Here is a 21,346-nt window from a genome sequence, read left to right on the forward strand (position 1 = left end):
CGTCTCTGCAGAACCGGGCCGGTTACAGGTCCCAGTTCTGCAGAAAGCCCTTTTTTCGGCAGATCATCCGTTCGTATGTGGAAATCATGATGGCTGCGTGGGGGGCTTTGGTCAGGCGCAGGGTTTCAATACGACGTTCCAGGCGTTGCACCTCATCGCAGATCTGCTGCTGCACGTGGGAACGAACACTGTCGTGCTGATCAAGCTTGACGCTACGCTGCTCAGGCGGGGGAAATTGCGGCTTTTCCATAGTTAACCTCGTCCAATGAGTGTGGAAAACATCCTTATTGATTGATGCCAAGTGTGCCGAACTGTCAGACAAAGTGCAATTACAATGAACAAGCTTTCACTTTTTTTGACAGATTCTGGCGTCAGGCCTTGAGCGCCAAGGCCTGGCGTCTTAATGAAACGCTCAGGCTGCCACCAGTCTCCGCTGGTTTTCCGGCAACACCGGGAACTGTTTGCAGACAGTGTAGACGAAACGGGCCAGGGCTGGTAAGTGATGGCCCACAATCGGAAAACCGGTGTTCAACAAGCTGACGGAAATGTCCCGGGCCGGGTCCGCCCAGCACAGTTTATTGATCAGCCCGACATGGCCAAACGCATAACGGCTTTGCTGGCCCCAAAGGCCAACAGGATTGCTGCCCAGCATCATGCCGGCACTGAATCGCATGGGCACCAGCATGGTCCTGTCCATCTGCAGTGAGCCAAATTGCTGGATGGCACGGCGAACCGTGAGTTCGCTGCAGATGCGCTTGCCATCCCAACTGCCACCATTGAGCATCATCTGGAAGAAGCGCCCCATTTCTTCGGCCGTGCCGCACAGGTTTCCGGCGGGGATCACCGCCTCCTGGAAGCGGGGGTCGTTGGTGACTTTCTCCACCGTCCGGATATCACCGCCCAAGGCGCGGTTCACCACCCAGGACACCGGAAACCGGGGCGTCGGCCCGGTAGCATAATTGCTGGCCAGCTCGTGCAGGTGTTCGGGAGCTATGCCATAGGTAAACCATTTCATACCCATGGGGCGGCGCAGGTAACGATCCAGGTAGCTTTCGATAGTGTCGCCGGTTACCTTTTCCAGAACCCGCTGCAACACAAAGCCACCGGTAATGGCATGGTAGGCCACCTTGGCGCCGTCCACTTCGACTGGCTTGGCGGCGCACAGAAGCCGCCAGATTTCGTCGCGGTCCCAAAGCACGTCGATCGGGGTTTCCCGGGGTATCGCGGGGATACCGCCCCGGTGGGAGAGAATCTGGTGCACGGTAATCGTGCGCTTGCCGTTACGCGCAAATTCCGGGCAATAGTAGGACACCGGGTCCATCAGGTTGACCAGCCCCTGCTCGGACAACATATGCATCAGTAACGCGGTGACTGCTTTGGAGGCGGAAAAGAAACAGATCGGGGTGTCGGTGGTCATGGGAATGCGCGGCAACGAGGCCGGATCGTGGGGACCATTACCCCGGGCGTGCCCGATCGACCGGTGCAATACCTGCTCACCCCGATAACGCAGTGACAACTGAATACCGGGATGCACACCCGTTCTGTACAGGGCCTCAACACTGCGCCAGACGGCTTCGGCGGCATTGCTGTCGAGCCCGACCCGATCCGGATGTTCACCGGCGGTGTCGCAAAATGTCACCGGGTTCAGGTCCCGAGGCACATTACAGGTATGCAGGGCACGGCGGGCGAGTGAATGCATGATAAACGCCTTATCAGTCTTGTTATTGGTTGGTGCGCCAGAGGTTTTTCGAACGGGGCCGGAAAACGTGACTATCTGAAACCATTATGGACTGGCTGAACCGCCTGTGCCATGGCGATACAGTTCCGACCCTGTTTTTTGGCCCGATACATCGCCTTGTCGGCGGCAGCGCAAAGTGCATCCAGGGTATCGCCATGGTCGGGAAAGACCGCCACGCCAATACTGATGGTCAATCGAATGTTGTGGCCGGATTCCAGGGCCACCGGCTGATTACAGACACGCTGGCGCAACCGCTCTGCCGTTTCCTCCGCTTCCGCAACGTCCATTTCTGGCAGAATAAGGACAAACTCCTCGCCCCCGAAACGGCCCAGGGTATCAACACTGCGGACGCTGTCCTCGAGCAGACTGCTGATGGAACAGAGCACGGAATCCCCTGCAGCGTGACCCCAGGTATCGTTGATTTCCTTGAAGTGGTCAAAGTCGATCCACAATAACGCGAGGGGACGGTTGTACCGACGCGCCCGCTCCAGCTCTTCGATCAGCACCCGTGAGCACTCCCGGCGGTTGAGCACGCCGGTCAGTGAGTCCCGCGTCGCCAGTGCTTCGAGCTCGTTTTCCAGTTGCTTGCGGTCGGAAATATCCAGAATAATGCCCTCAAGCACCATGGTGCCGTCATCATCCAGCACTCCGCAGCCCCGCTCCCAGACCCATATCTTCCGTCCGTCCTTGCGGGTAATGGCGTACTCGACGGAAAAAGACTCATCTTTGCGGACCGCCGCTTCCACTTCCTGCGCGACCTGTCCGGCGTCTTCCTCATCCATCAGGGCCGCGTAGCTGGTGATTCGATTACGAATCAGCTCCTCAGGTTGATACCCCGTGAGATCGGCACACCCGGCCGATACGAACAACATGGTCCAGTCTTCGTCGGGCAGACAGCGGTAGGCCATACCCGGCAGGTTATCCATCAGCACTGTCAGCTGTCGTTCACGCCGACGGAGCGCCCGGCGCTGGTCGGCTTGCAGGGACAGCAGCACGCGGTCCTTGTTGAGCTGGCGCAGAATCACCGTGAACAGCACCAGGCCGGTCACCACCACAAACAGGACCCCTTTCCAGGTCTGCACCAACGACAACATGCGGGCATCTGGAAACCAGAGCTCGACGATACGATCCGAGAAAGTAATCCAGATAAACCCGGCCACCAGATACACCAGAGTTGCCCACAGCGCACGTCTTCGCGGACTGTGGCTTTCCTTCAGTCGGGTCAGCCCCGGATAATCCGGCCGTTCTGGCTGCATGCCAATTTCCTTGTCGCCTCAAGCTTCCTATACAAAAAATAGACAGTTACGGCTCATGAGTCGAGAAGGATTTGCAGTTTCAGTCGGGATCGATGACACTAAACGTGACACATAATCGCGTTACGGATAACAAGAATGAGATTGCACCAGCATCTGCCTCGGGCCATTGTGGCCACCATTACCATCGGCCTGGCTGCCTGTAATGGCGGTCACAGCCCATCTGCTGCCGTTCAGGCCCATGCCGCCAACAGCAGCCCGGCGAGCCCGGAACTGGCCGCGGTTTACCAGCGATCCTGCCAGACCTGTCACGCCCGCGGCACCTCGGATGCCCCCTTGACCGGCCACGGCGAGGCCTGGCAGCCAAGGCTGGCCAAAGGCATGGAAACCCTCGTGGATAACGTGGTCTCTGGCATCGGTGGCATGCCACCCTACGGGCTCTGTATGGACTGCAACGCCGAGCAGTTCCGCCAGCTGATTCGCTTTATGGCCACACCCGCCGAAGCGGAGGACCACTGACGATGCAACGGCGCCATTTCCTGCAGTTACTGGTCAGCACTGCCATCGCCAGCCATCTGACCGGTGCCACCGCCAGTGAGAGCGCATTGCCGGCTGCGGGCGAGCCATCACAAAGCCCTTTGCCCTGGCGAAACTGGTCCGGCTCCCAGACCTGCCTGCCCGAAAACCGGATTGCTCCGGCCAACATTGACGAGCTCCGGCATCTGCTGCAGAACTCTGACCATGCGGGGACTACCATACGGCCCGTGGGGTCCGGGCACTCATTCTCGGCCCTGGTACCCACCGACGGCATTCTGGTCTCATTGGCGCGCATGACCGGTGTTCTGAGCCACGATGATCAGCAGTGCCAGGCCCGCATCGCTGCCGGAACTCTGCTGGGGCAGGTGGGCCGGCCGCTGGACGCCATCAACCAGGCATTGTTCAACATGCCAGACATCGATCAACAGGCATTGGGCGGGCTGTTGGCCACCGCGACCCATGGCACCGGCGCCGGGTTGATGAGCCTGTCCGGCTATGTCGAAGCCCTCACGCTGATGACCGCCGGGGGCGAACTGCTGGAATGCAGCCGGCACCAGCACCCGGAGATTTTCCACGCCGCCCGGGTTGGCCTCGGCTGCCTGGGCATTGTGACCGACGTGACCCTGCAGAACACCCGACCTTACCGGTTGCGCAAGACCACCGAGTGGCTGCCACTGGACGACATTCTGGATGCTGCCGATGCCCGCGCCGACCAGCATCGCAACTACGAGTTCTATTACATTCCTTTTTCCGGCATGGGTTTTACCAGCCAGCATGATCTGACCGACGAACCGGTATCGGCCACCACCCAGCTGGACCAGAACGACGGCGCCCGGGATCTTCAACGGGCGCGGGACTACCTGGCCTGGTCGCCCCGGTTACGCCGGCTGATCCTGGGCGGCTATATCCGCTCCCTGGACAAAGAAGTGAAAGTGGCCGCGTCCTGGCAGAACTACACCAGCGACCGCAATGTCCGTTTCAATGAAATGGAATACCATTTGCCGCGGGAAAACTGGCAGGCGGCCTTCCGGGAGATTGTGTCTGTAGTGGAAGCACAATTTCCCGAGGTGTTCTTTCCCTTCGAGGTTCGCTTTGTGAAGGCAGACGATGCCTGGCTCAGCCCGTTTTACCAGCGTGATTCCGTTTCCATTGCAGTACACCGGTTCTTCGAGGAAGACTATCAACCCATGTTCACAGCGCTGGAGCCGATTTTGCTGCGGCACGGCGGCCGGCCCCACTGGGGCAAGCTCAACACCCTCAAGTCCGGCGATTTCAGGGCCCTGTATCCCAGATGGCAGGATTTTCTGGAGGTGCGGCGCAGCCTGGACCCGGGCGGGCGGTTTCTCAATCCTTACCTGGCCGGCCTGTTCGAGACGGCGGGGGAGAGCGCGTAACCATGGCCCACAGTGATGCCTTCGTTCGACAACGTCGCCGGCTTCTGCTCGGCGCCACCGCCCTGGGTGCCGCCGGCGCCCTGGCCTGGTTGCGACCAGAAGCCCGCCGGGACGGACATAACCTCTATTTCCGGGCTCTGGACGTTGCCCTTACTGAAGCCGGCCAGGCAACCCCCACGCTGGTGCTGGATCAGGCCAGGCTGGAGCACAACCTGTCGGCCCTGAACAGCCACCTGAACGGCGAATACCATTACCGCATTGTGGTCAAATCACTGCCGTCACTGGCGCTTCTGCAACGAATCATGGCGGCCACCGGCAGCAACCGGCTGATGGTTTTCCACCAACCCTTTCTCAACACCGTGGCCGAGGCCCTGCCTCAGGCGGATGTGCTGATGGGCAAGCCGCTTCCGGTGGCCGCCGTTGACCGTTTCTACCAGCAGCTCACATTCAGTACCAGCGGCTTTCGGCCAGAACAGCAACTGCAATGGTTGGTGGATTCCCGGCAGCGGCTTGAGGCCTATGAAGGCTTCGCCCGGGCACAACAACGCCGGCTGCGGATTAACCTGGAGATCGATGTTGGCCTGCATCGTGGCGGGTTTACCGACACCGGTGACCTGGCTCGGGTCCTCACCATGATTGAACGCTCGCCCTGGCTCAGTTTCAGCGGGTTCATGGGCTACGAACCTCATATCATGAAAGCACCGGGGCCAGCGGCCTGGCTGCGGGACCGGGCCATGGCGCGGTATCAGGATTACGTGTCCACCGCCGAGCAACACCTGGGACGCTCACTGACAGACCTGACACTTAACACCGGGGGATCCACCACCTATCAGCTCTATCGCGGGCTGTCCGGCGAGCTGCCCGTGAATGAGCTCTCCGCCGGTTCCGGCCTGGTAATGCCCACGGATTTCGACCTGCCAACACTGTCTGACCACCGGCCCGCGGCGTTCATTGCCACGCCGGTCCTGAAGCTGCTGGAAAGCACCCGAATTCCCGGCGCACCCGGGCTGGGCAGGCTGCAGGCACTGTGGAACCCGAACCGGGCCCGCACGGCTTTCATCTACGGCGGCAACTGGCCGGCAACGCCGGTGTCACCGGCAGGATTAACCGATAACCCGGTCTACGGCCGATCCAGTAATCAGGAAATGCTGAATTTCGCCGACGGGCTCGATCTGGCAGAGGGCGACCGGGTGTTCCTGCGGCCGCACCAGAGCGAATCGGTCTTCCTGCAGTTTGGAGACCTGGCCGTCTTCGATCCGACCCGGGGAGCGATTACCGACCGCTGGCCGGTGTTCCGGGAAGGATGAACTCGTTGGCGGCACATGCTTTAATCGGTGCTACGTTCGATCCAACCAACAGGAACCGTCATGACCCCTGCAATCAACGCCGCCAAACAAGCCCGGGTGAACTACACCATCCACGAGTACGAGCACGATCCGGCTGCGGAAAGTTATGGGGAGGAAGCGGCGGAAAAAATCGGTGCGAACCCGGCCCAGGTGTTCAAGACCCTGGTAGTCAGCCTCGATGGTAAGAATCTGGGGGTGGGCATCGTACCGGTCACCGCCATGCTCGGTTTGAAACAGATTGCCAAGGCTGCCGGCGCCAAGAAAGCCGTCATGGCCGACAAACAGCTGGTGCAGCGCACCACCGGCTACGTCTTGGGTGGGGTCAGTCCCCTGGGCCAGAAAAAACCTCTGAAAACCTTCATTGATCAGTCCGCCGAAGACTTCGAAACGATCTTTGTCAGTGCCGGCAAACGAGGCCTGGAAATCGAACTGGCGCCCGCCGATCTGGCCCGACTGACCCAGGCCCGGTTCGCTCCGCTGCAACAGGAGTAAGGGGGTGAGTCACGCCAGCGACCTGGTCCTTATCGGTAGCACCCTGCTACTGGCACTCGCTGCGCACGCCGTGGGCCAGAAGGTACACGTGCCCCGGGTGACCCTGCTGCTGTTGCTGGGCGCCCTGGCTGGACCGGATCTTCTTGACCTGCTGCCGGATAACGCAGACCAGAGCTTCAGCCTGATTACCCAGTTAACCCTGGCGATGGTGGGGTTTCTGCTGGGTGAACGGATGTCGGCACGGGATCTCAGGCAGGGAAAAGAAGCGCTGATTGTCAGCCTGGCCGTCACGTTGCTGACCGCCATGGCCGTCATCCTGGCGGTCTGGGCCGTAACCGGCAACCTGCCGGCAGCTCTGCTGCTGGGCGGCATCGCCACCGCCACGGCACCGGCAGCGACCCTGGATGTCCTGCGCGAAGCGGGCGCCAACGGTCCGCTCACCCGGCTGGTGTTTCAGGTGGTCGCCATCGACGATGCCTGGGGCGCCATACTGTTCAGTGTTCTGTTGGTGGCGGCCGGTCTGTTGCTGGGCAACGGCGACCTGAGCGGCCCCACGGCCATGTTGCACGGGCTCTGGGAAGTGGCAGGCTCGGTGCTGCTGGGTATGGTACTGGGGTTTCCCATGGCCTGGCTGACAGGGCGGCTACGGCCGGGTGAACCCATGCTGCTGGAATCCGCCGGGTTTGTCTTTGTCGCGGCGGGGCTGGCCAGCTGGTTTGGCCTGTCGTACCTGCTGACCTGCATGACTCTGGGCATTGTGGTGGCGAACCGAGCCCGACATCACGTTCGGCCGTTCCGTTCCATCGAAGGCATTTCCGAGCCCTTCCTGGCACTGTTTTTCTTCATGGCCGGCTACCAGCTCGACTGGCTGGCGCTACCCACCCTCGGTGCGCTTGGCCTGGCCTATGTACTGGCCCGCATTGGCGGCCGGCTGGCCGGTGGTTACCTGGGCGGCCTGCTCGCCGGCTCCGCTCCGGAAACCCGGCAACGTATCGGTGCCTGCCTGATGCCCCAGGCCGGCGTTGCCCTGGGCCTCGCCCTGGTGGCCACCGAACGGCTGCCGGAGCTTGGCTACATTCTGCCGCTGGTGATTGGCGCTACGGTGGTATTCGAGTTGATCGGCCCGCCGATGACTTTGCTCCAGCTGCGCAAGGCCGGTGAGACCGGACAGGGCTACCAGGAAGAACCGGACGAATAAAAAACCCGGTGAGCTTCAAGCGCACCGGGTTTCGGGGATTCATGCCGGGCCCGTGGCCCGGCTGAAACACTGGCCTTACTTCACGGAATCCCGTGCCTCGGCCAGGATCTTGTTGAAAGTGGCGCTCGGCTGCATAACCTCGCACACCTTCTCCATGGGCGGGTGGTAGTAACCACCGATATCGGCCGGATGGCCCTGCACCACGGTCATTTCTTCCAGGATCTTGTCCTTGTTCTCCTCCAACTGGGCAGACAGCTTGGTGAAGAATTCTTTCAGTTCCTTGTCTTCATCCTGTTTGGAGAGCTCTTCCGCCCAGTAGCGGGCCAGGTGGAAGTGTGAACCACGGTTATCCAGCTCGCCGGTTACCCGCGACGGAGACTGGTTGTTCTCCAACAGGCGCTCAGTAGCCTTGTCCATGGTCTGGCCTAGCAGGCGCGCACGCTTATTGCCATGCTTCTCGCCCAGTTCGTCCAGCGACACCGCGGTAGCGAGGAACTCACCCAGGGAATCCCAGCGCAGGTGGTTTTCCTGGATCAGCTGCTGTACGTGCTTGGGTGCGGAACCGCCAGCACCGGTCTCGTACAGACCACCGCCGTTCAGCAGCGGCACGATCGACAGCATCTTGGCGCTGGTACCCAGCTCCAGGATCGGGAACAGGTCGGTCAGGTAGTCACGCAGCACGTTGCCGGTGACAGAGATGGTGTCCAGGCCGCGAATCAGACGCTCCATGGTCCAGCGAATGGCGCGAACCGGAGACATGATGCGAATGTCCAGACCTTCGGTGTCCAGTTCAGCCAGGTAGGTTTTGACCTTCTTGATCAGCTGGGCATCGTGGGCACGCTCATCGTCCAGCCAGAATACGGCCGGCATGCCGCTGGAGCGGGAACGGTTAACCGCCAGCTTGACCCAGTCGCGGATCGGCAGATCCTTGGTCTGGCAGGCACGCCAGATATCGCCTTCCTCAACCTTGTGCTCGGTCAGGACAGTGCCGTCTTCGGCCACAACGCGCACGACACCGTCTTCCTTCATTTCGAAGGTCTTGTCGTGAGAGCCGTACTCTTCGGCTTTCTGCGCCATCAGGCCCACGTTCGGAACGGTACCCATGGTGGTGGGGTCAAACGCGCCGTGGGTCTTACAGAAGTTGATCACTTCCTGGTAGATGGTGGCGTAGGTGGACTCCGGCATCACCGCCTTGGTGTCCTTCAGCTTGCCATCACGGGCCCACATCTTGCCGGAGTTACGGATCATCGCCGGCATGGAGGCGTCGACAATGACGTCGCTCGGCACGTGCAGGTTGGTGATCCCTTTAACAGAATCGACCATGGCGATTTCCGGACGGTGCTCGTAGCACGCGTGCAGGTCTTCCTGAATCTGCTCCTGCTTGGATTCCGGCAGTTGCTTGATCTTCTCGATCACGGACGACAGGCCGTTGTTCGGGTTAACACCGATTTCCTGGAACAGCTCACCGTACTTGTCGAACAGCTCCTTGTAGAAAACCTTCACCGCGTGACCGAACACGATCGGGTGGGAGATTTTCATCATGGTGGCTTTCACGTGCAGGGAGAACATCACGCCGGTGTTCTCGCAGTCGGCGATGGCGTCCTCAAAGAACTTCACCAGCGCCTTCTTGCTCATGAACATGCCGTCGAGCACTTCGCCTTCCTGCAGCGGCAGGTCGGATTTCAGAACGGTCTGTTCGCCCTTTTTGTTCTCGAACACGATGCGGGCGTTGGTGGCCTTGTCCAGGGTCACGGACTGCTCGCTGGAGTAAAAGTCGCCACCGCGCATGTGCGCCACGTGGGTACGCGAGGCCGGGCTCCATTCGCCCATGGTGTGCGGGTACTTACGCGCGAAAGCCTTGACCGCGGCCGGCGCGCGACGATCGGAGTTACCTTCACGCAGTACCGGGTTAACGGCACTGCCCAGCACCTTGCTGTAGCGGGCGTGAATTTCTTTCTCTTCGTCGGTCTCCGGGTGCTCCTTGTACTCGGGCACCTTGTAGCCTTGCTTGTTCAGTTCTTTGATCGCGGCACGCAGCTGCGGAATGGAGGCGGAGATGTTCGGCAGTTTGATGATGTTGGCGTCCGGATCCTTGGTGTACTCACCCAATTCAGCCAGGGCATCCGGAACCCGCTGGTCTTCCTCAAGGTAGTCCGGGAAGCCTGCCAGAATACGCGCCGCGAGAGAGATGTCGCTGGTTTCGAAGTCGATGTCAGCCGGCTTGGCGAAGGTTTCCAGGATGGGAAGCAGTGACCGGGTGGCGAGGGCGGGTGCCTCGTCGGTCAACGTGTAGACAATCTTGGCTTTGGATGATGTCATTTTCGTCCTCAGGCTATTGGGTGGGTTCAGGACGGTCATGGCGCGGTCGGGCGTCTTGTGAACGTCCGGTCGGGCCAGTGACTGATTCGGAACTTTTGATAGACCTACTAAGATAGCATTTTTTACAAAATTTTGGTTACGATCTTAGTATAAGAACGGACTTAAAATGCCTGATCTTCCGTGACAGGACGATGAAATGGCGGGAATTTACGAAACTTTCTAACATTTATCAGGTATGGGGTAAGCGTGACAGGGGGAGAGCTTTCCAAAACACGCTGTGAATACCTCCCTGTACGCTCTGCTCCGCCATCCATGGCTCCGCAAGGTTTTGGAAAGCTCTCCCCCTGCCACGCCCAAACGATGTACGGGTAGTCCAATTTCATCGTCGCAGAGTTCGCAAATATGGGCTGTTTTGTCGACAAAACAGCCCATATCGGCACACTTCACATTCCCCTTTATCCAGAATCAGTCGGGCAACAACCCTGCTTGCGCCAAACGTTCCCGAATCCGGTCCAGCGCTTCCGGGTTGCCCAGTGCATCCCGGTTGTCGGCTTTCCTGGAGCCGTTGATCAGCCGGGCCACCGCGAGTTCCACTTTTTTGCCGCTACGGGTGTAGGGAATGTCCGGCACCTCGACAATGTGTTTGGGCACATGTCGGGGGCTGGCGCCTTCGCGGATTCGGGTTTTCAGGGTTTTGACCAGGTCGTCGGTGACGTTCTGGCCTTCGGCCGGAACCACGAACAGCACCACTTCCACGTCGCCGTCGATCTGGCGTCCGACCACGAGGCTGTCTTTAACCGCGTCAACGGTTTCCACCTGACGATAGATTTCGGCGGTGCCGATGCGCACGCCGCCTGGGTTGAGGGTGGCGTCGGAGCGGCCGTAGATGATGGCGCCGCCGTGTTCGGTGAATTCGATGAAGTCGCCGTGGGCCCAGACGCCGGGGAAGGTGTTGAAGTAAGCATCGCGGTAGCGTTCACCATCCGGGTCCTGCCAGAAGCTGACCGGCATTGAGGGCAACGGCTGGCGGCAGACCAGTTCGCCCCGGCCTTCGCTGACCGGCTGGCCGTCGTCGCCGTAGGCGACCGCGTCCACGCCCAGGAAGCGGCACTGGATTTCACCTCTTCGCACCGGTAACAGTGGTGTTGATCCCACAAAGCAGCCGCAGATGTCGGTGCCGCCGGCGATGGAGCCCAGCAATACGTTGGGAGCACCGTCGGTATAGATCCAGTCGTAGTCTTCCGGCAACAGCGGGGAGCCGGTGGAGAACACCACGCGCAGGTGGCTCTGGTCCAGGTTTTTCGCCGGTTGCAGTTCAGCTTTGCGGCAGCCGGCGATGAAACGGGCGCTGGTGCCGTAGTGGGTGACCCGTTCTTTCGCTACGGTTTCCCACAGGAAATTCAGACTCGGGTAACCCGGGGAGCCGTCGACGGTGATTACGGCGGCGCCGGTCATCAGGGCAGAGGCCTGCCAGTTCCACATCATCCAGCCGCAGGTGGTGAAGTACAGGAAGCGGTCTTCCGGGCCAACATCACCATGGAGCATCAGTTCCTTGGCGTGGTTAACCAGCAAGCCGGCAGTACCGTGCACGATGCACTTGGGTTTGCCGGTGGTGCCCGAGGAATAGAGGATGTACACAGGGTGATCCGGATCGACCGGGGTGAACGAGGGAGCCTCGCCTTCACCGGCTTTCAGGGCATCCTCCCAGGTGGTAACCAGTTCGCCGGAGATCGGTGCTTCATCGGGCAGTTGGGCAATGCTGACCACCACCTTCAGGGAGGGCAGGCCCGCGATCAGCTCGGCGAAGTCGGCCTGGCGCGCGAACACTTTGCCGCCATAGCCGTAGCCGTTGACCACAATGAGGGCTGAGGGCTCGATCTGGCCGAAGCGGTCGTTGATGGCGCCGATGCCGAAGTCCGGTGATGCGGAGCTCCAGATCGCACCCAGGCTGGTGGCCGCCAGCATACCCACCAGGGCTTCGTAGCCATTGGTGACCACACCCGCCACCCGGTCGCCCTTGGCAATGCCCTTGCTGCGCAGGAAGGCTTCCAGAGCACCGGCGTCGGCTTTCAGTTCGGCGTAGGTCTTGCGCAGTACCGGGCGGGTTTCACAGTAGGCCACCACCGCTTCTCTATCAGCATGGTCGCCGTCCGCCAGCCGCAGCAGGTTGGCGGCAAAATTCAGTTTCATGCCCGGGAACCATTCCGCACCCGGCATTTCCCGGTTGCCAAGCACCTGTTTGGCCGGTGTCTCGCAGACCAGGCCGCAGTAGTCCCAGACCTTCTGCCAGAAGGTGTCCAGTTCGGTAATCGACCACTGGTGCAGGGCGTGGTAATCATCAAAGGGGCCAAAGCCCTGTTGCTCCAGCCAGGCCTTGAACTGGCCCATGCGGGAACGGGTGAGGGTGTCCTGGTCCGGGGTCCAGACAACCGGTGATTGTTCTGTGTTGCTCATCCGTCTCTCCAGAAAATTACTGCATATGCCAGCCGTGGCTGACCACGATCGACTGGCCGGTCAGGGCAGCGGACGGGAAGGCTGCCAGATGCACCGCCAGTTCTGATACGTCTTCCAGGGTGGTGAACTTCCCGTCCACGGTGTTCTTGAGCATGACCTTGCTGATCACTTCTTCTTCGGAAATGCCCAGCTCTTTGGCCTGCTCCGGTATCTGCTTGTCCACCAGCGGTGTCCGTACAAAGCCGGGGCAGATAATGTTGCTGCGCACCCCGTGCTCCGCACCTTCTTTCGCCACCGCCCGGCACAGGCCCAGCATGCCGTGCTTGGCGGCGACATAGGGTGCCTTCAGAGGGGAGGCTTCCAATGAGTGTACAGACCCCATATACAGCATGGTGCCACCACCGCTGGCATACATATGCCTGAGTGCCGCACGAGTCACCAGAAAGGCGCCGTCGAGATGCACGTTCATGACCTTGCGCCAGTCCGCATACGCAAGCTTGTGCACCGCATCGATATGCTGAATGCCAGCGTTGGCGATGGCAATGTCCAGCCCACCCCACTGTTTAACCACATAATTGACGTTTACGTCAACTGCATCTTCATCAGTCACATCCATTTCAAGGGCGATGGCGGTACCGCCGGCCTGCTCGATGGCAGTCACAGTATCCTGTGCAGCCTGAAGTGTTAGGTCAGCCACAGCGACTTTAGCTCCCTCGCGGCCATAAGCCTCGGCAATGGCGCGACCAATGCCGCGGCCAGCACCGGTAATCAGGGCAATCCGGTTTTCCAGACGCATTGTTATTTTCTCCTTAGTCGTATGCCACACCCGGCAGCCAGGTCGCGATTTCCGGAACCACAAACACGATGGCCAGAGCGACCAGCTGGATAATGATGAACGGAATAACACCACGATAAATATCGGTGACTTTAATCTCCGGCGGTGCGACACCCTTGATGTAGAACAGTGCGAACCCGACCGGCGGTGTCAGAAAAGACGTTTGCAGACACATGGCAAACAGAATGGTGAACCACACCAGATCGAAACCCAGTTGCTGAACGACCGGCGCCACCAGCGGCAAAATGATCAGGGTGATTTCCACCCAGTCCAGGAAGAATCCCAGCAGGAAAACACCCAGAAGAATGGTGAGAACGACGCCGTAGGGTCCGAAAGGAAGGCCCAGCAGGGCGTCTTCAATTACCTGATCGCCACCCAGACCGCGCAGCACGACAGAAAATGCAGTCGCACCCAGGAAAATGGCAAAGATGAAAGCCGCCGTGCGGGTGGTCTGCTGCATGGAGGAGTTAAGCACATTCAGGTTCAGCCGGCCGGACATCAGAGCCAGAAGCAGAGCGCCCAACGCGCCAACACCGGAGGCCTCCGTTGGAGTGGCTATGCCGGCGAAGATAGAGCCCAATACACCCAGGATTAATGCGGCCGTTGGCACCACTGCCTTCGCCACATCCCAGACGATGGCCCAGCTCACTTTCTCGGTACCCTCTGGCACCGGCGCAATATTCGGTTGCAGCATCGGGCGGATGATGGCGTAGGCCACATACATGGCGCCCAGCATAAGTCCGGGGAAGAATGCACCCATGAACAGGTCACCTACGGACGCCTCGGGGACCGCCAGCCGGTCAGCCATCAGAACCAGCATGATGGAGGGCGGGATCAGAATCCCCAGGGTCCCGGTGGCACACGCCGTACCCACCGCAAAGCCCTTGTCGTACTTGTTCTCCATCATTACCGGCAGGGACAACATACCGAGGAGCACCACGGAAGCCCCGATGATACCGGTGGTCGCGGCCAACAGGACGCCAATAACAATGACGGTCACCGCATAGCCGCCGCGCACGGCGCCAAACAGTTTGACCATGCTGTTCATCAGTCGCTCGGCCACGCCGGACTGGTCAAGCATGATGCCCATGAAGATAAACATGGGCAGGGCCACAAGAGTTTCACTACTGACCACCTTCCAGATTCGCTCGGGCACAAGACCCATGGAAGATTGATAATCGAACCACAGATTGGCTCCAAAATTCTCAACGGCGACAACACCAACAACGGTCCAGATAACCGCGGTGCCACCCAATACCCACGCAACCGGATAACCGGTCATCAGCAATGCCCCGAAGGTGAGGAACATGCCGATTACAAACAGGGTTTCAAGCTCCATCAGGACGCATCCTCTTTCTTGTTCTCACCGGATTCGACCCGGATTGGCTTCGGAAAGCCGAAAAGCAAAGCGGTCACTTTCAGCAGACGGGACAGGGCCGCTATGATCAGAAGGGCAAAAGACAGCGCCAGAATGCCCTTGAGAATCCAGCGGTAAGGAAGGCCCGCCGGTGCCTGGCTGGTCTCGCCCTGCTCCCAGGAACTCACTGCATAGGGAATCATCTCGTAGACCGCCAATCCCAGAAACGGCAACAAGAGAAACAGCAGGCCAAACAGTTCAATCCAGGCCTGGCCCCTGAGCGACAGTCGCTCATGGATGACATCCACCCTCACGTGATCATCAGTTACCAGGGTATAGCCCAGTCCCAACAACCAACCAGCGCCGGCCAGGTGCCACTGGACTTCCTCCAGGGTGACCGACCCCATACCAAACGCATAGCGGCCCACCACGGCATAAATGATCACGCCGGTGACCACAAACCAGAGCCAGGAAGCACTCTTGCCTATCGCAGAAATCACACCGTCCAGAACCTGGCTGAACCGGGTGGTCGGAAATTCGGTGTGGTGATGAATAAATTGACCGGCGTCCGACGCCGACGCGTGCACCTCAGGCGGTGAGCCTTTATCAGACACTGCCATACAACCGTTCCTCGTTCAGAAAGCCTACGGGTAAACAGGGATGGCCCCGCGGGGCCATCCAGACTCGATCAGGGGGCACCGGTCATCGCCCGGCCCCCGCAGTCAGCCCCGGACCTTAGAGATCCGCCGGAACGTAGGCGCGGGTATCCCACACCTTGTAGGTTTCCATAAACGCCTGCTGGCTTTCATAGACACGTTTGAAGTCAGCATCCTTGGATGCTTCCTCCTTGAGCACCTCCTCGGTCACTTCTTTCAGCTTGAGCAGGACATCGCGGGGAATCTGGTCGGCCTGAACGCCCTTGTCCTGGAACTCCGCCAGAACCTTGCCGTTCTTGTACTCACCTTCGGCCAGACCACGAGTAGTGGCTGCAGTGCAGGAGGCTTCAACCAGCGCTTTCTGGGCTTCAGTGGTGCGGTCCCACTCATCCTGGTTGATCAGCATGTACTGTGCGGTGAACTGCTGATGCCAGCCGGGGAACAGGTTGTACTTGACCACCTGGTTGAAGCCCAGGATCTGATCAATGGCAGGCATGGAGAATTCCGTGGCATCAATGGTTCCTTTCTCCAGTGCCTGATACAGCTCACCACCCGGCATCATGGTGACAGACGCACCCAGCTTCTCGAGAACCTTGCCGCCCAGGCCCGCAAAGCGGATTTTGAGGCCTTTGTAGTCTTCCAGCGACTCAATCGGCTCGGCATACCAACCCGCCGTTTCGGGCCCGATAATGCCACACAGCTGGGCGTGTACCTTGAAGCCCTTGTTGGCGTAGGTTTCCTGCAACAACTCGTGGCCGCCACCGTAGTAGTACCAACCGATGTAGGCCCAGGGCTTCATTCCGAAAGGCACGGCCGCAAACAGTGGAATCGCCGGCACCTTGCCCTGGTCGTACCCGATCCAGGTGTAACCGGCGGAGACCTTGCCATCAGAGACAGATTGGAGAATATCGAATGGTGGAACCAGCTTTCCGGGTTCGTAAACACGGACCTGAATGCTGCCATCAGAAGCCGTGGTCAGGTTATCGGCTACCCAGGCCGCTGGTGAACCCAGGCCAGGCAGGTTGGTGGCGAAAGCAACCGGCATTTTCCAGCGAAGATCATCGGCGAAGGCAGAACCGGTGGTGAGAGCAATCGCACCGGCAACACCGGTGAGAGCCTTGAGAAGTTTCATTGGCAAGTCTCCTTGCTTTGTTGTTGTGTGCGGCCTTTAACGGCCTTATCTGAGTATAGTCAGACAATGCAGGAACAGACGGACAGGGGGTCTCGCGGGTCCAACGGGTAACGCCAGTCTTGTTGTCTGCATTGTTCTGACGTCCTGCACACGGTCCAAAGCACGGGGCATACCAGAATAAATTAGTTATTGTTTTTCAAAGTGTTAGGTAGATTCTTGTGAGGATCAACCGAAGAAACCGTCCGGATATAAAGACACATATAGACCTCAGTAGTACGTAGTTGTCCCGATAGCCAGACAGATGTCCGGATTTCAGGACATCTTGGCCAGTTTTTCATAGAGTACAGAACGGGAAATCCCCAGCAGCCGGGCGGCCTTGGTACGGTTGCCACGGCAGGTCACCAGGGCCTCTTCAATGGCCTGGGCTTCGGCCTCAGCTACAATGCGGGCCAGCGGCCGCACAGAGCGGGCGGGAACCGGAGAGACCAGACGCTGGCCAGCACGGGGTAACACTTTGAAGATGGCATCGGCATCCAGCAGGTCACCGTCTTCGCTCATGGTCAGGGCCCGCTCCAGCACGTTGCGCAATTCCCGGATGTTGCCCGGCCAGTCGTAACTGCCCAGGGCCGCGACGCCGGCATCGGTAATTTCGCCACGCATGTCCTGGCCCTCACAGATTTCACCCAGCAGGGCTTCACACAGCACGCCCAGATCGGCCAATCGGTCCCGCAGGGGCGGGATATTGATCTCCAGCACATTCAGCCGGTAATAGAGATCTGAACGAAAGCTGCCTTCGGCAATCATGGCCTCCAGGTTGCGACTGGTGGCCGCAATCACCCGCACATCCACGGTCGTAACCTTATTCGAGCCCAGAGCCTCAATCTCGCCCTCCTGCAATGCCCGCAACAGCTTGGCCTGCAACGGCAGCGGCATATCCCCCATCTCATCCAGAAACAGCGTGCCCCCGTTGGCCAGTTGGAACTTGCCCTCCCGGGTACGACGGTCTGCACCGGTGTACGCGCCCGGGGCGACACCGAAGAATTCCGCCTCCAGCAGGTTTTCCGGCACCGCAGCCACGTTCACACCAACAAAGGGCTTATCTGCCCGGGGCGACACCGCATGGATAGCCTGGGCTAACACCTCTTTGCCGGTGCCGGTTTCCCCCAGCAGCAGTACCGGCATGTCCCGACCTGCCGCCAGTCGCGCCCGGCGCTTTACTTCGAGGGCCGCCGGACTGCCACCGACAAAATCGCCCAGACTGTAGCGGGTGCCACGGCTTTTCTTCGCCAGGGCCTTGCGGGCAGCAGCCAGATCCCGGTGCAGGCGCCGGTATTTGGACACCAGCGGTGTCAGTGGTTGCAGGTCATCGTAGAGCACGAAGGCAACAGCACCGACAATGCCGCCCTGATCGTCGTAATACGGCAACCGAGTGACCACCAGTTGCTGCTCATTGTGCTCCATGATGTCCAGCAACAGAGGTTTGCCGGTTTCAATCACCTCTGGCATCCGGGTCTGCGGTATCACCTTGCGCACCGGTTTGCCAATGGCGTGGGAAGGGTCCACCAGGCCCAGCAGCTGGGAATAGCTGCTGTTGATCCAGGTGATGTTGGTCTCACGGTCAACAGCGATGGCACCGGCACTGGCCTCCTCAAACATCGGGAACAGGGCTTCGATCAGGTCACGGGTCAGGCCGCTCTTGTTCTTGTTGGTAAACAACTCGCTCATAGTCCGCGTGCTCACGGGTGGGGATGGTTTCATGGGCAATCCTTGGGCGTCCGGATTTCCGGACGCCGTCACGGGAGTATAGGAAGCCCCCGGTGCGGGGGCAAACCTCCAAAGGTGGCATTTCAACCGTCGGTAATCAGTCCGGGATCTGCAACTGGTTACCGGTGAAGACAATCCGGTCCGCTTCCGCCGGTTCGGATTGAATGGGCGGCAGGTTCGCCAGGGTCAGGGGCGTGGTCAGGCTGCCCCGGGGCACCGTGCGCACCACCTGACTGGGCGGCAGCGGCTGCTTCTCGACGAGATGGGCCCACACCAGATCCAGTGCCTGGAAGTAGTAGTGATGCAACGGCACATAGCGGTCACCGATGCCCGGAAAGCCGTTGAGCACGTCCAGGTGATGGGCGTTGAGTATTTCGTAATAGCGCAGGTTGCTGTGGCGGCCTTCCACTGCCTGGTTCAGGCCGACATAGGGCCGGGAGGTGTGGTTGATGGGCAGGATGGCATCGGCCCGCCCGGTGACAAACACCGTCGGCTTGCGCTGCAGGTCTCCGCTGGCCCGCACCGCTGAAATGCCACGGCTAATGGCTTCATGCAGCTCGGCCCGATCGCCCTCGAGGGGCTCGCCGGTCACCACATCCCTGCCTTCGGCAAGACTTCTCAGGCACAACAGGGCGTCCAGACCGTAATCCACCTGGCTGGAACTGGGCGAAGCGCTAACGGCGAGGTTCGTGGGCTGGCCCTCGGCGTTGTCGTAGACCAGATTCACACCAGCGGAGGGCGGAATGCCGTTACTCGCTGCAAACAGCGCCGCCTCGGCCGCAGGCGCCAGTGGCACCACCGCGCCGGCACTGCCGGTCGCCGCCAGGCTCAGGCCACACACCCGGTCTTCAACACCCGCGCGACCATAGGCATTGGCGTAGGTCATGGCAATGCTCTGGGCGACCGCCAGGCCAAAATGCACCGGCGCCAGCAGGTTCTGCTCCGGCTGCACGCCGAAGTCCTCGTTCAGGATCCGTTGCGCATCGAGGGCCCAGTCATCCTTGGTTGCGCCAGACACCAGCCCCTTGTTGAACAAGGAGTGGCAGATGTTCTGGCCAGTCGCCGGCGGGTTGAACATGCCGTTCAGGGGGGCAAGATCGCGGATGCCGGGGGCCTGGTTGGCACAACCCTGGTACACCGCCAGCGCGGTGGTGTAATCCAGCAGGCTGCGGCTGTGTTCCGTCAGCGCAGGGCCATTGCCCTGATGAATGCTGAAACTCCGGTCCACAGCCGGATTCACATTGGGCTCAGACACCGCCACACCATCAATCAGGCCTTTCTCGTCCTGTTCCGCCGCCCGCACCGAGGCTCCGCCACCGTTGGAAACACTGGAGGCAATCACCAGGGTGTTCCTCGGGTTGATGGTCCGGAGAGTTTCACCATTACCCAGTTCCCGGCCATGGAGTGTGTTCAGCACATAGAAGCCGAACTCAATGGATTGCAACACATGCCGGCCCCAGTCCGCCTCCGGGTTCTGTTTGGAATGGGCGTGTTTCCAGGCGAAGCGATCCGGCCACTGGCTATTGAAATCATCCCGGCTCTGAGCGTCCAGATCTGCCCGGAACAAGGCTTCTTCAGGTTCCATGGTGAGTGTTCCGTTCACGGACTGGGCGGTGTTTGTGGCGAGGTTATGGGCGCCGGTACCGGTGCCTTTATCGGTATAAACCACTGCGCAGCCCTTTTTCAGGCCCCACTCCCCGGCGGTGCCAATGGCGCCGTATATCCCGCGGGAACCCGAGGAGGGCGCGGTTACCATGCACGGAAAATCCGGATCAAAGCTGTCGGGCACCTGGGCCATTACCGTCACCGGCACCGTGGCGCCCGGCACCTGCATCAGCGCAATGAATTCCTGGCCCGGAATTCGGCCACTGGCGTTACCCACGGCCGGGCCAAACAGGCTGCCATAACCTCCTCCGGGTGCGGTATCCACCAGCGCCCGGTAATTGTTGTAGATGGCCAGTCGGCGCAACTCCGCCGGTGTCGGATTCAGGGCATCGACAAACGCCGGTGGTGTGGCACTGGCCAGACCCTCCGGCCCCAGGCCAGCGGTAAGAAGATCATCGGTATTGCCATCGTAAGCAAACTGCTGGACATCGCTCACCAGGAAATCAGGCAAGGAGTTGAACACCTCGTCCTTCTTGCAGGCAGTGAGCGTTACCGTGGCAGCACCTATCAGGGTGCAGAGCATCATTCGTTTCATGGTCGGTCCTTGTTTGTTGTTGTTGAATCGGCCCCATGGGCGCCACGGCCCATGCGGATCCTGTGCCAACCGGACAAGACCATGAATATATTTAGAAAAATGAAAAATTACTGGCACTTGAGAGGGGGCTATTCCGGAATTCCGGACAGCGGTTGCGCGTGCAATGGCATGGCACGCGCGCAGCATCGCCGCTGGCCGCAGACTGTCCGGCAGACCGAACACTGTCTGAAAAACCAGACAACGGGCAGCGAAACTAGCCTATTCGGACAAAGGGCAGCAAGCTGATTGCCGCAATTGCAGCGATGGCCAGGCAGGCCGCCAGAGTCCGCAGCGGATAGCGTCGAAACATGGAGCCGATGCCGCCGATTTCGCCGCGGGCCAGGCCTTGCTCATAGGCCTGGCGCTGCCTCTCGAAACGCTGACGCTGATACTCCTCCAGCAACGCCTTGGCTCGCTCCGCTTCGTCCGCATCGTGAACCCAGAAGCCGCCCATGCTGATGCCCCATCGGCTGGGCGGGGTCTCGTAGTAGCGCACCTCATGCTCCTCGAACAAAGCCCGGATCTCGTCGGCCTCGTCGTCGGGTACATGGCGCAGATTCATCAGGTGATGGGGCATGGCGCGTCCATTGGCTGGTATCAGGATCGTAATTGCCTATATGCTAACAGCAAAG

At 60.0% G+C, this 21,346-nt stretch carries 17 protein-coding genes; 5 read left to right on the forward strand and 12 right to left on the reverse strand.

What is annotated here, in order from left to right:
- Positions 1 to 22: 22 nt before the first annotated feature.
- From ACAM27_RS02100 to ACAM27_RS02110, 3 genes are all read right to left on the reverse strand, one after another.
- Positions 23 to 250 carry a hypothetical protein gene (locus ACAM27_RS02100; protein ID WP_022991822.1) on the reverse strand — a complete coding sequence of 76 codons (228 nt, stop codon included), beginning with the start codon at positions 248 to 250 and terminating at the stop codon, positions 23 to 25.
- Positions 251 to 412: 162 nt separating this feature from the next.
- Positions 413 to 1,699 carry an EstA family serine hydrolase gene (locus tag ACAM27_RS02105; RefSeq protein WP_011783677.1) on the reverse strand — a complete coding sequence of 429 codons (1,287 nt, stop codon included), beginning with the start codon at positions 1,697 to 1,699 and terminating at the stop codon, positions 413 to 415.
- Between the two features lie 71 nt (positions 1,700 to 1,770).
- Positions 1,771 to 2,994 carry a sensor domain-containing diguanylate cyclase gene (locus ACAM27_RS02110; RefSeq protein WP_023008088.1) on the reverse strand — a complete coding sequence of 408 codons (1,224 nt, stop codon included), beginning with the start codon at positions 2,992 to 2,994 and terminating at the stop codon, positions 1,771 to 1,773.
- A 135-nt stretch (positions 2,995 to 3,129) separates the two neighbouring features.
- Here ACAM27_RS02110 and ACAM27_RS02115 point away from each other — a divergent pair, with 135 nt between their 5' ends.
- The 5 genes from ACAM27_RS02115 to ACAM27_RS02135 are packed head-to-tail and all read left to right on the forward strand — an operon-like array spanning position 3,130 to position 7,958.
- A complete protein-coding gene (locus ACAM27_RS02115; RefSeq protein ID WP_023008089.1) occupies positions 3,130 to 3,510 on the forward strand; it encodes a cytochrome c5 family protein in 381 nt (126 codons plus the stop codon).
- Between the two features lie 2 nt (positions 3,511 to 3,512).
- Positions 3,513 to 4,922, forward strand: a complete 1,410-nt coding sequence (locus tag ACAM27_RS02120; RefSeq protein ID WP_369612461.1) for a D-arabinono-1,4-lactone oxidase — start codon at positions 3,513 to 3,515, stop codon at positions 4,920 to 4,922.
- A 2-nt stretch (positions 4,923 to 4,924) separates the two neighbouring features.
- Complete coding sequence (locus ACAM27_RS02125) at positions 4,925 to 6,229, forward strand: DSD1 family PLP-dependent enzyme (RefSeq protein WP_369612462.1); 1,305 nt, start codon at positions 4,925 to 4,927, stop codon at positions 6,227 to 6,229.
- A gap of 60 nt (positions 6,230 to 6,289) precedes the next feature.
- On the forward strand, positions 6,290 to 6,760 hold the full coding sequence (ybaK, locus tag ACAM27_RS02130; RefSeq protein ID WP_369612463.1) for a Cys-tRNA(Pro) deacylase: 471 nt from the start codon (positions 6,290 to 6,292) through the stop codon (positions 6,758 to 6,760).
- Between the two features lie 4 nt (positions 6,761 to 6,764).
- Positions 6,765 to 7,958 (forward strand): cation:proton antiporter, encoded by a 1,194-nt coding sequence (locus ACAM27_RS02135; protein WP_369612464.1) that lies wholly within the window; start codon positions 6,765 to 6,767, stop codon positions 7,956 to 7,958.
- A gap of 75 nt (positions 7,959 to 8,033) precedes the next feature.
- On the opposite strand, the gene ACAM27_RS02140 is transcribed toward ACAM27_RS02135, so the two are convergent.
- From ACAM27_RS02140 to ACAM27_RS02180, 9 genes are all read right to left on the reverse strand, one after another.
- The gene (locus ACAM27_RS02140; RefSeq protein ID WP_369612465.1) at positions 8,034 to 10,277 is read right to left on the reverse strand and encodes an NADP-dependent isocitrate dehydrogenase; all 2,244 of its coding nucleotides are present in this window, start codon (positions 10,275 to 10,277) and stop codon (positions 8,034 to 8,036) included.
- 465 nt (positions 10,278 to 10,742) lie between these two features.
- The gene (locus ACAM27_RS02145) at positions 10,743 to 12,731 is read right to left on the reverse strand and encodes an acetoacetate--CoA ligase (RefSeq protein WP_369612466.1); all 1,989 of its coding nucleotides are present in this window, start codon (positions 12,729 to 12,731) and stop codon (positions 10,743 to 10,745) included.
- Positions 12,732 to 12,747: 16 nt separating this feature from the next.
- Positions 12,748 to 13,527, reverse strand: a complete 780-nt coding sequence (locus tag ACAM27_RS02150) for a 3-hydroxybutyrate dehydrogenase (protein ID WP_121208060.1) — start codon at positions 13,525 to 13,527, stop codon at positions 12,748 to 12,750.
- 13 nt (positions 13,528 to 13,540) lie between these two features.
- Positions 13,541 to 14,905, reverse strand: coding sequence for a TRAP transporter large permease subunit (locus ACAM27_RS02155; RefSeq protein WP_011783667.1), 1,365 nt, complete (start codon positions 14,903 to 14,905; stop codon positions 13,541 to 13,543).
- Positions 14,905 to 15,543, reverse strand: a complete 639-nt coding sequence (locus tag ACAM27_RS02160) for a TRAP transporter small permease subunit (RefSeq protein ID WP_011783666.1) — start codon at positions 15,541 to 15,543, stop codon at positions 14,905 to 14,907. The genes ACAM27_RS02155 and ACAM27_RS02160 overlap by 1 nt, the downstream gene beginning before the upstream one ends.
- 115 nt (positions 15,544 to 15,658) lie before the next feature.
- Positions 15,659 to 16,711, reverse strand: coding sequence for a TRAP transporter substrate-binding protein (locus ACAM27_RS02165; protein ID WP_011783665.1), 1,053 nt, complete (start codon positions 16,709 to 16,711; stop codon positions 15,659 to 15,661).
- 312 nt (positions 16,712 to 17,023) lie between these two features.
- Complete coding sequence (locus ACAM27_RS02170) at positions 17,024 to 18,469, reverse strand: sigma-54 interaction domain-containing protein (protein ID WP_374730296.1); 1,446 nt, start codon at positions 18,467 to 18,469, stop codon at positions 17,024 to 17,026.
- 103 nt (positions 18,470 to 18,572) lie between these two features.
- Positions 18,573 to 20,675 (reverse strand): 3-hydroxybutyrate oligomer hydrolase family protein, encoded by a 2,103-nt coding sequence (locus ACAM27_RS02175; protein WP_369612467.1) that lies wholly within the window; start codon positions 20,673 to 20,675, stop codon positions 18,573 to 18,575.
- A 253-nt stretch (positions 20,676 to 20,928) separates the two neighbouring features.
- Positions 20,929 to 21,291 (reverse strand): DUF6164 family protein, encoded by a 363-nt coding sequence (locus tag ACAM27_RS02180; protein WP_369612468.1) that lies wholly within the window; start codon positions 21,289 to 21,291, stop codon positions 20,929 to 20,931.
- Positions 21,292 to 21,346 lie beyond the last annotated feature (55 nt).

It is taken from the genome of Marinobacter sp. RI1, assembly GCF_041155085.1.
Lineage (GTDB): Bacteria > Pseudomonadota > Gammaproteobacteria > Pseudomonadales > Oleiphilaceae > Marinobacter > Marinobacter nauticus.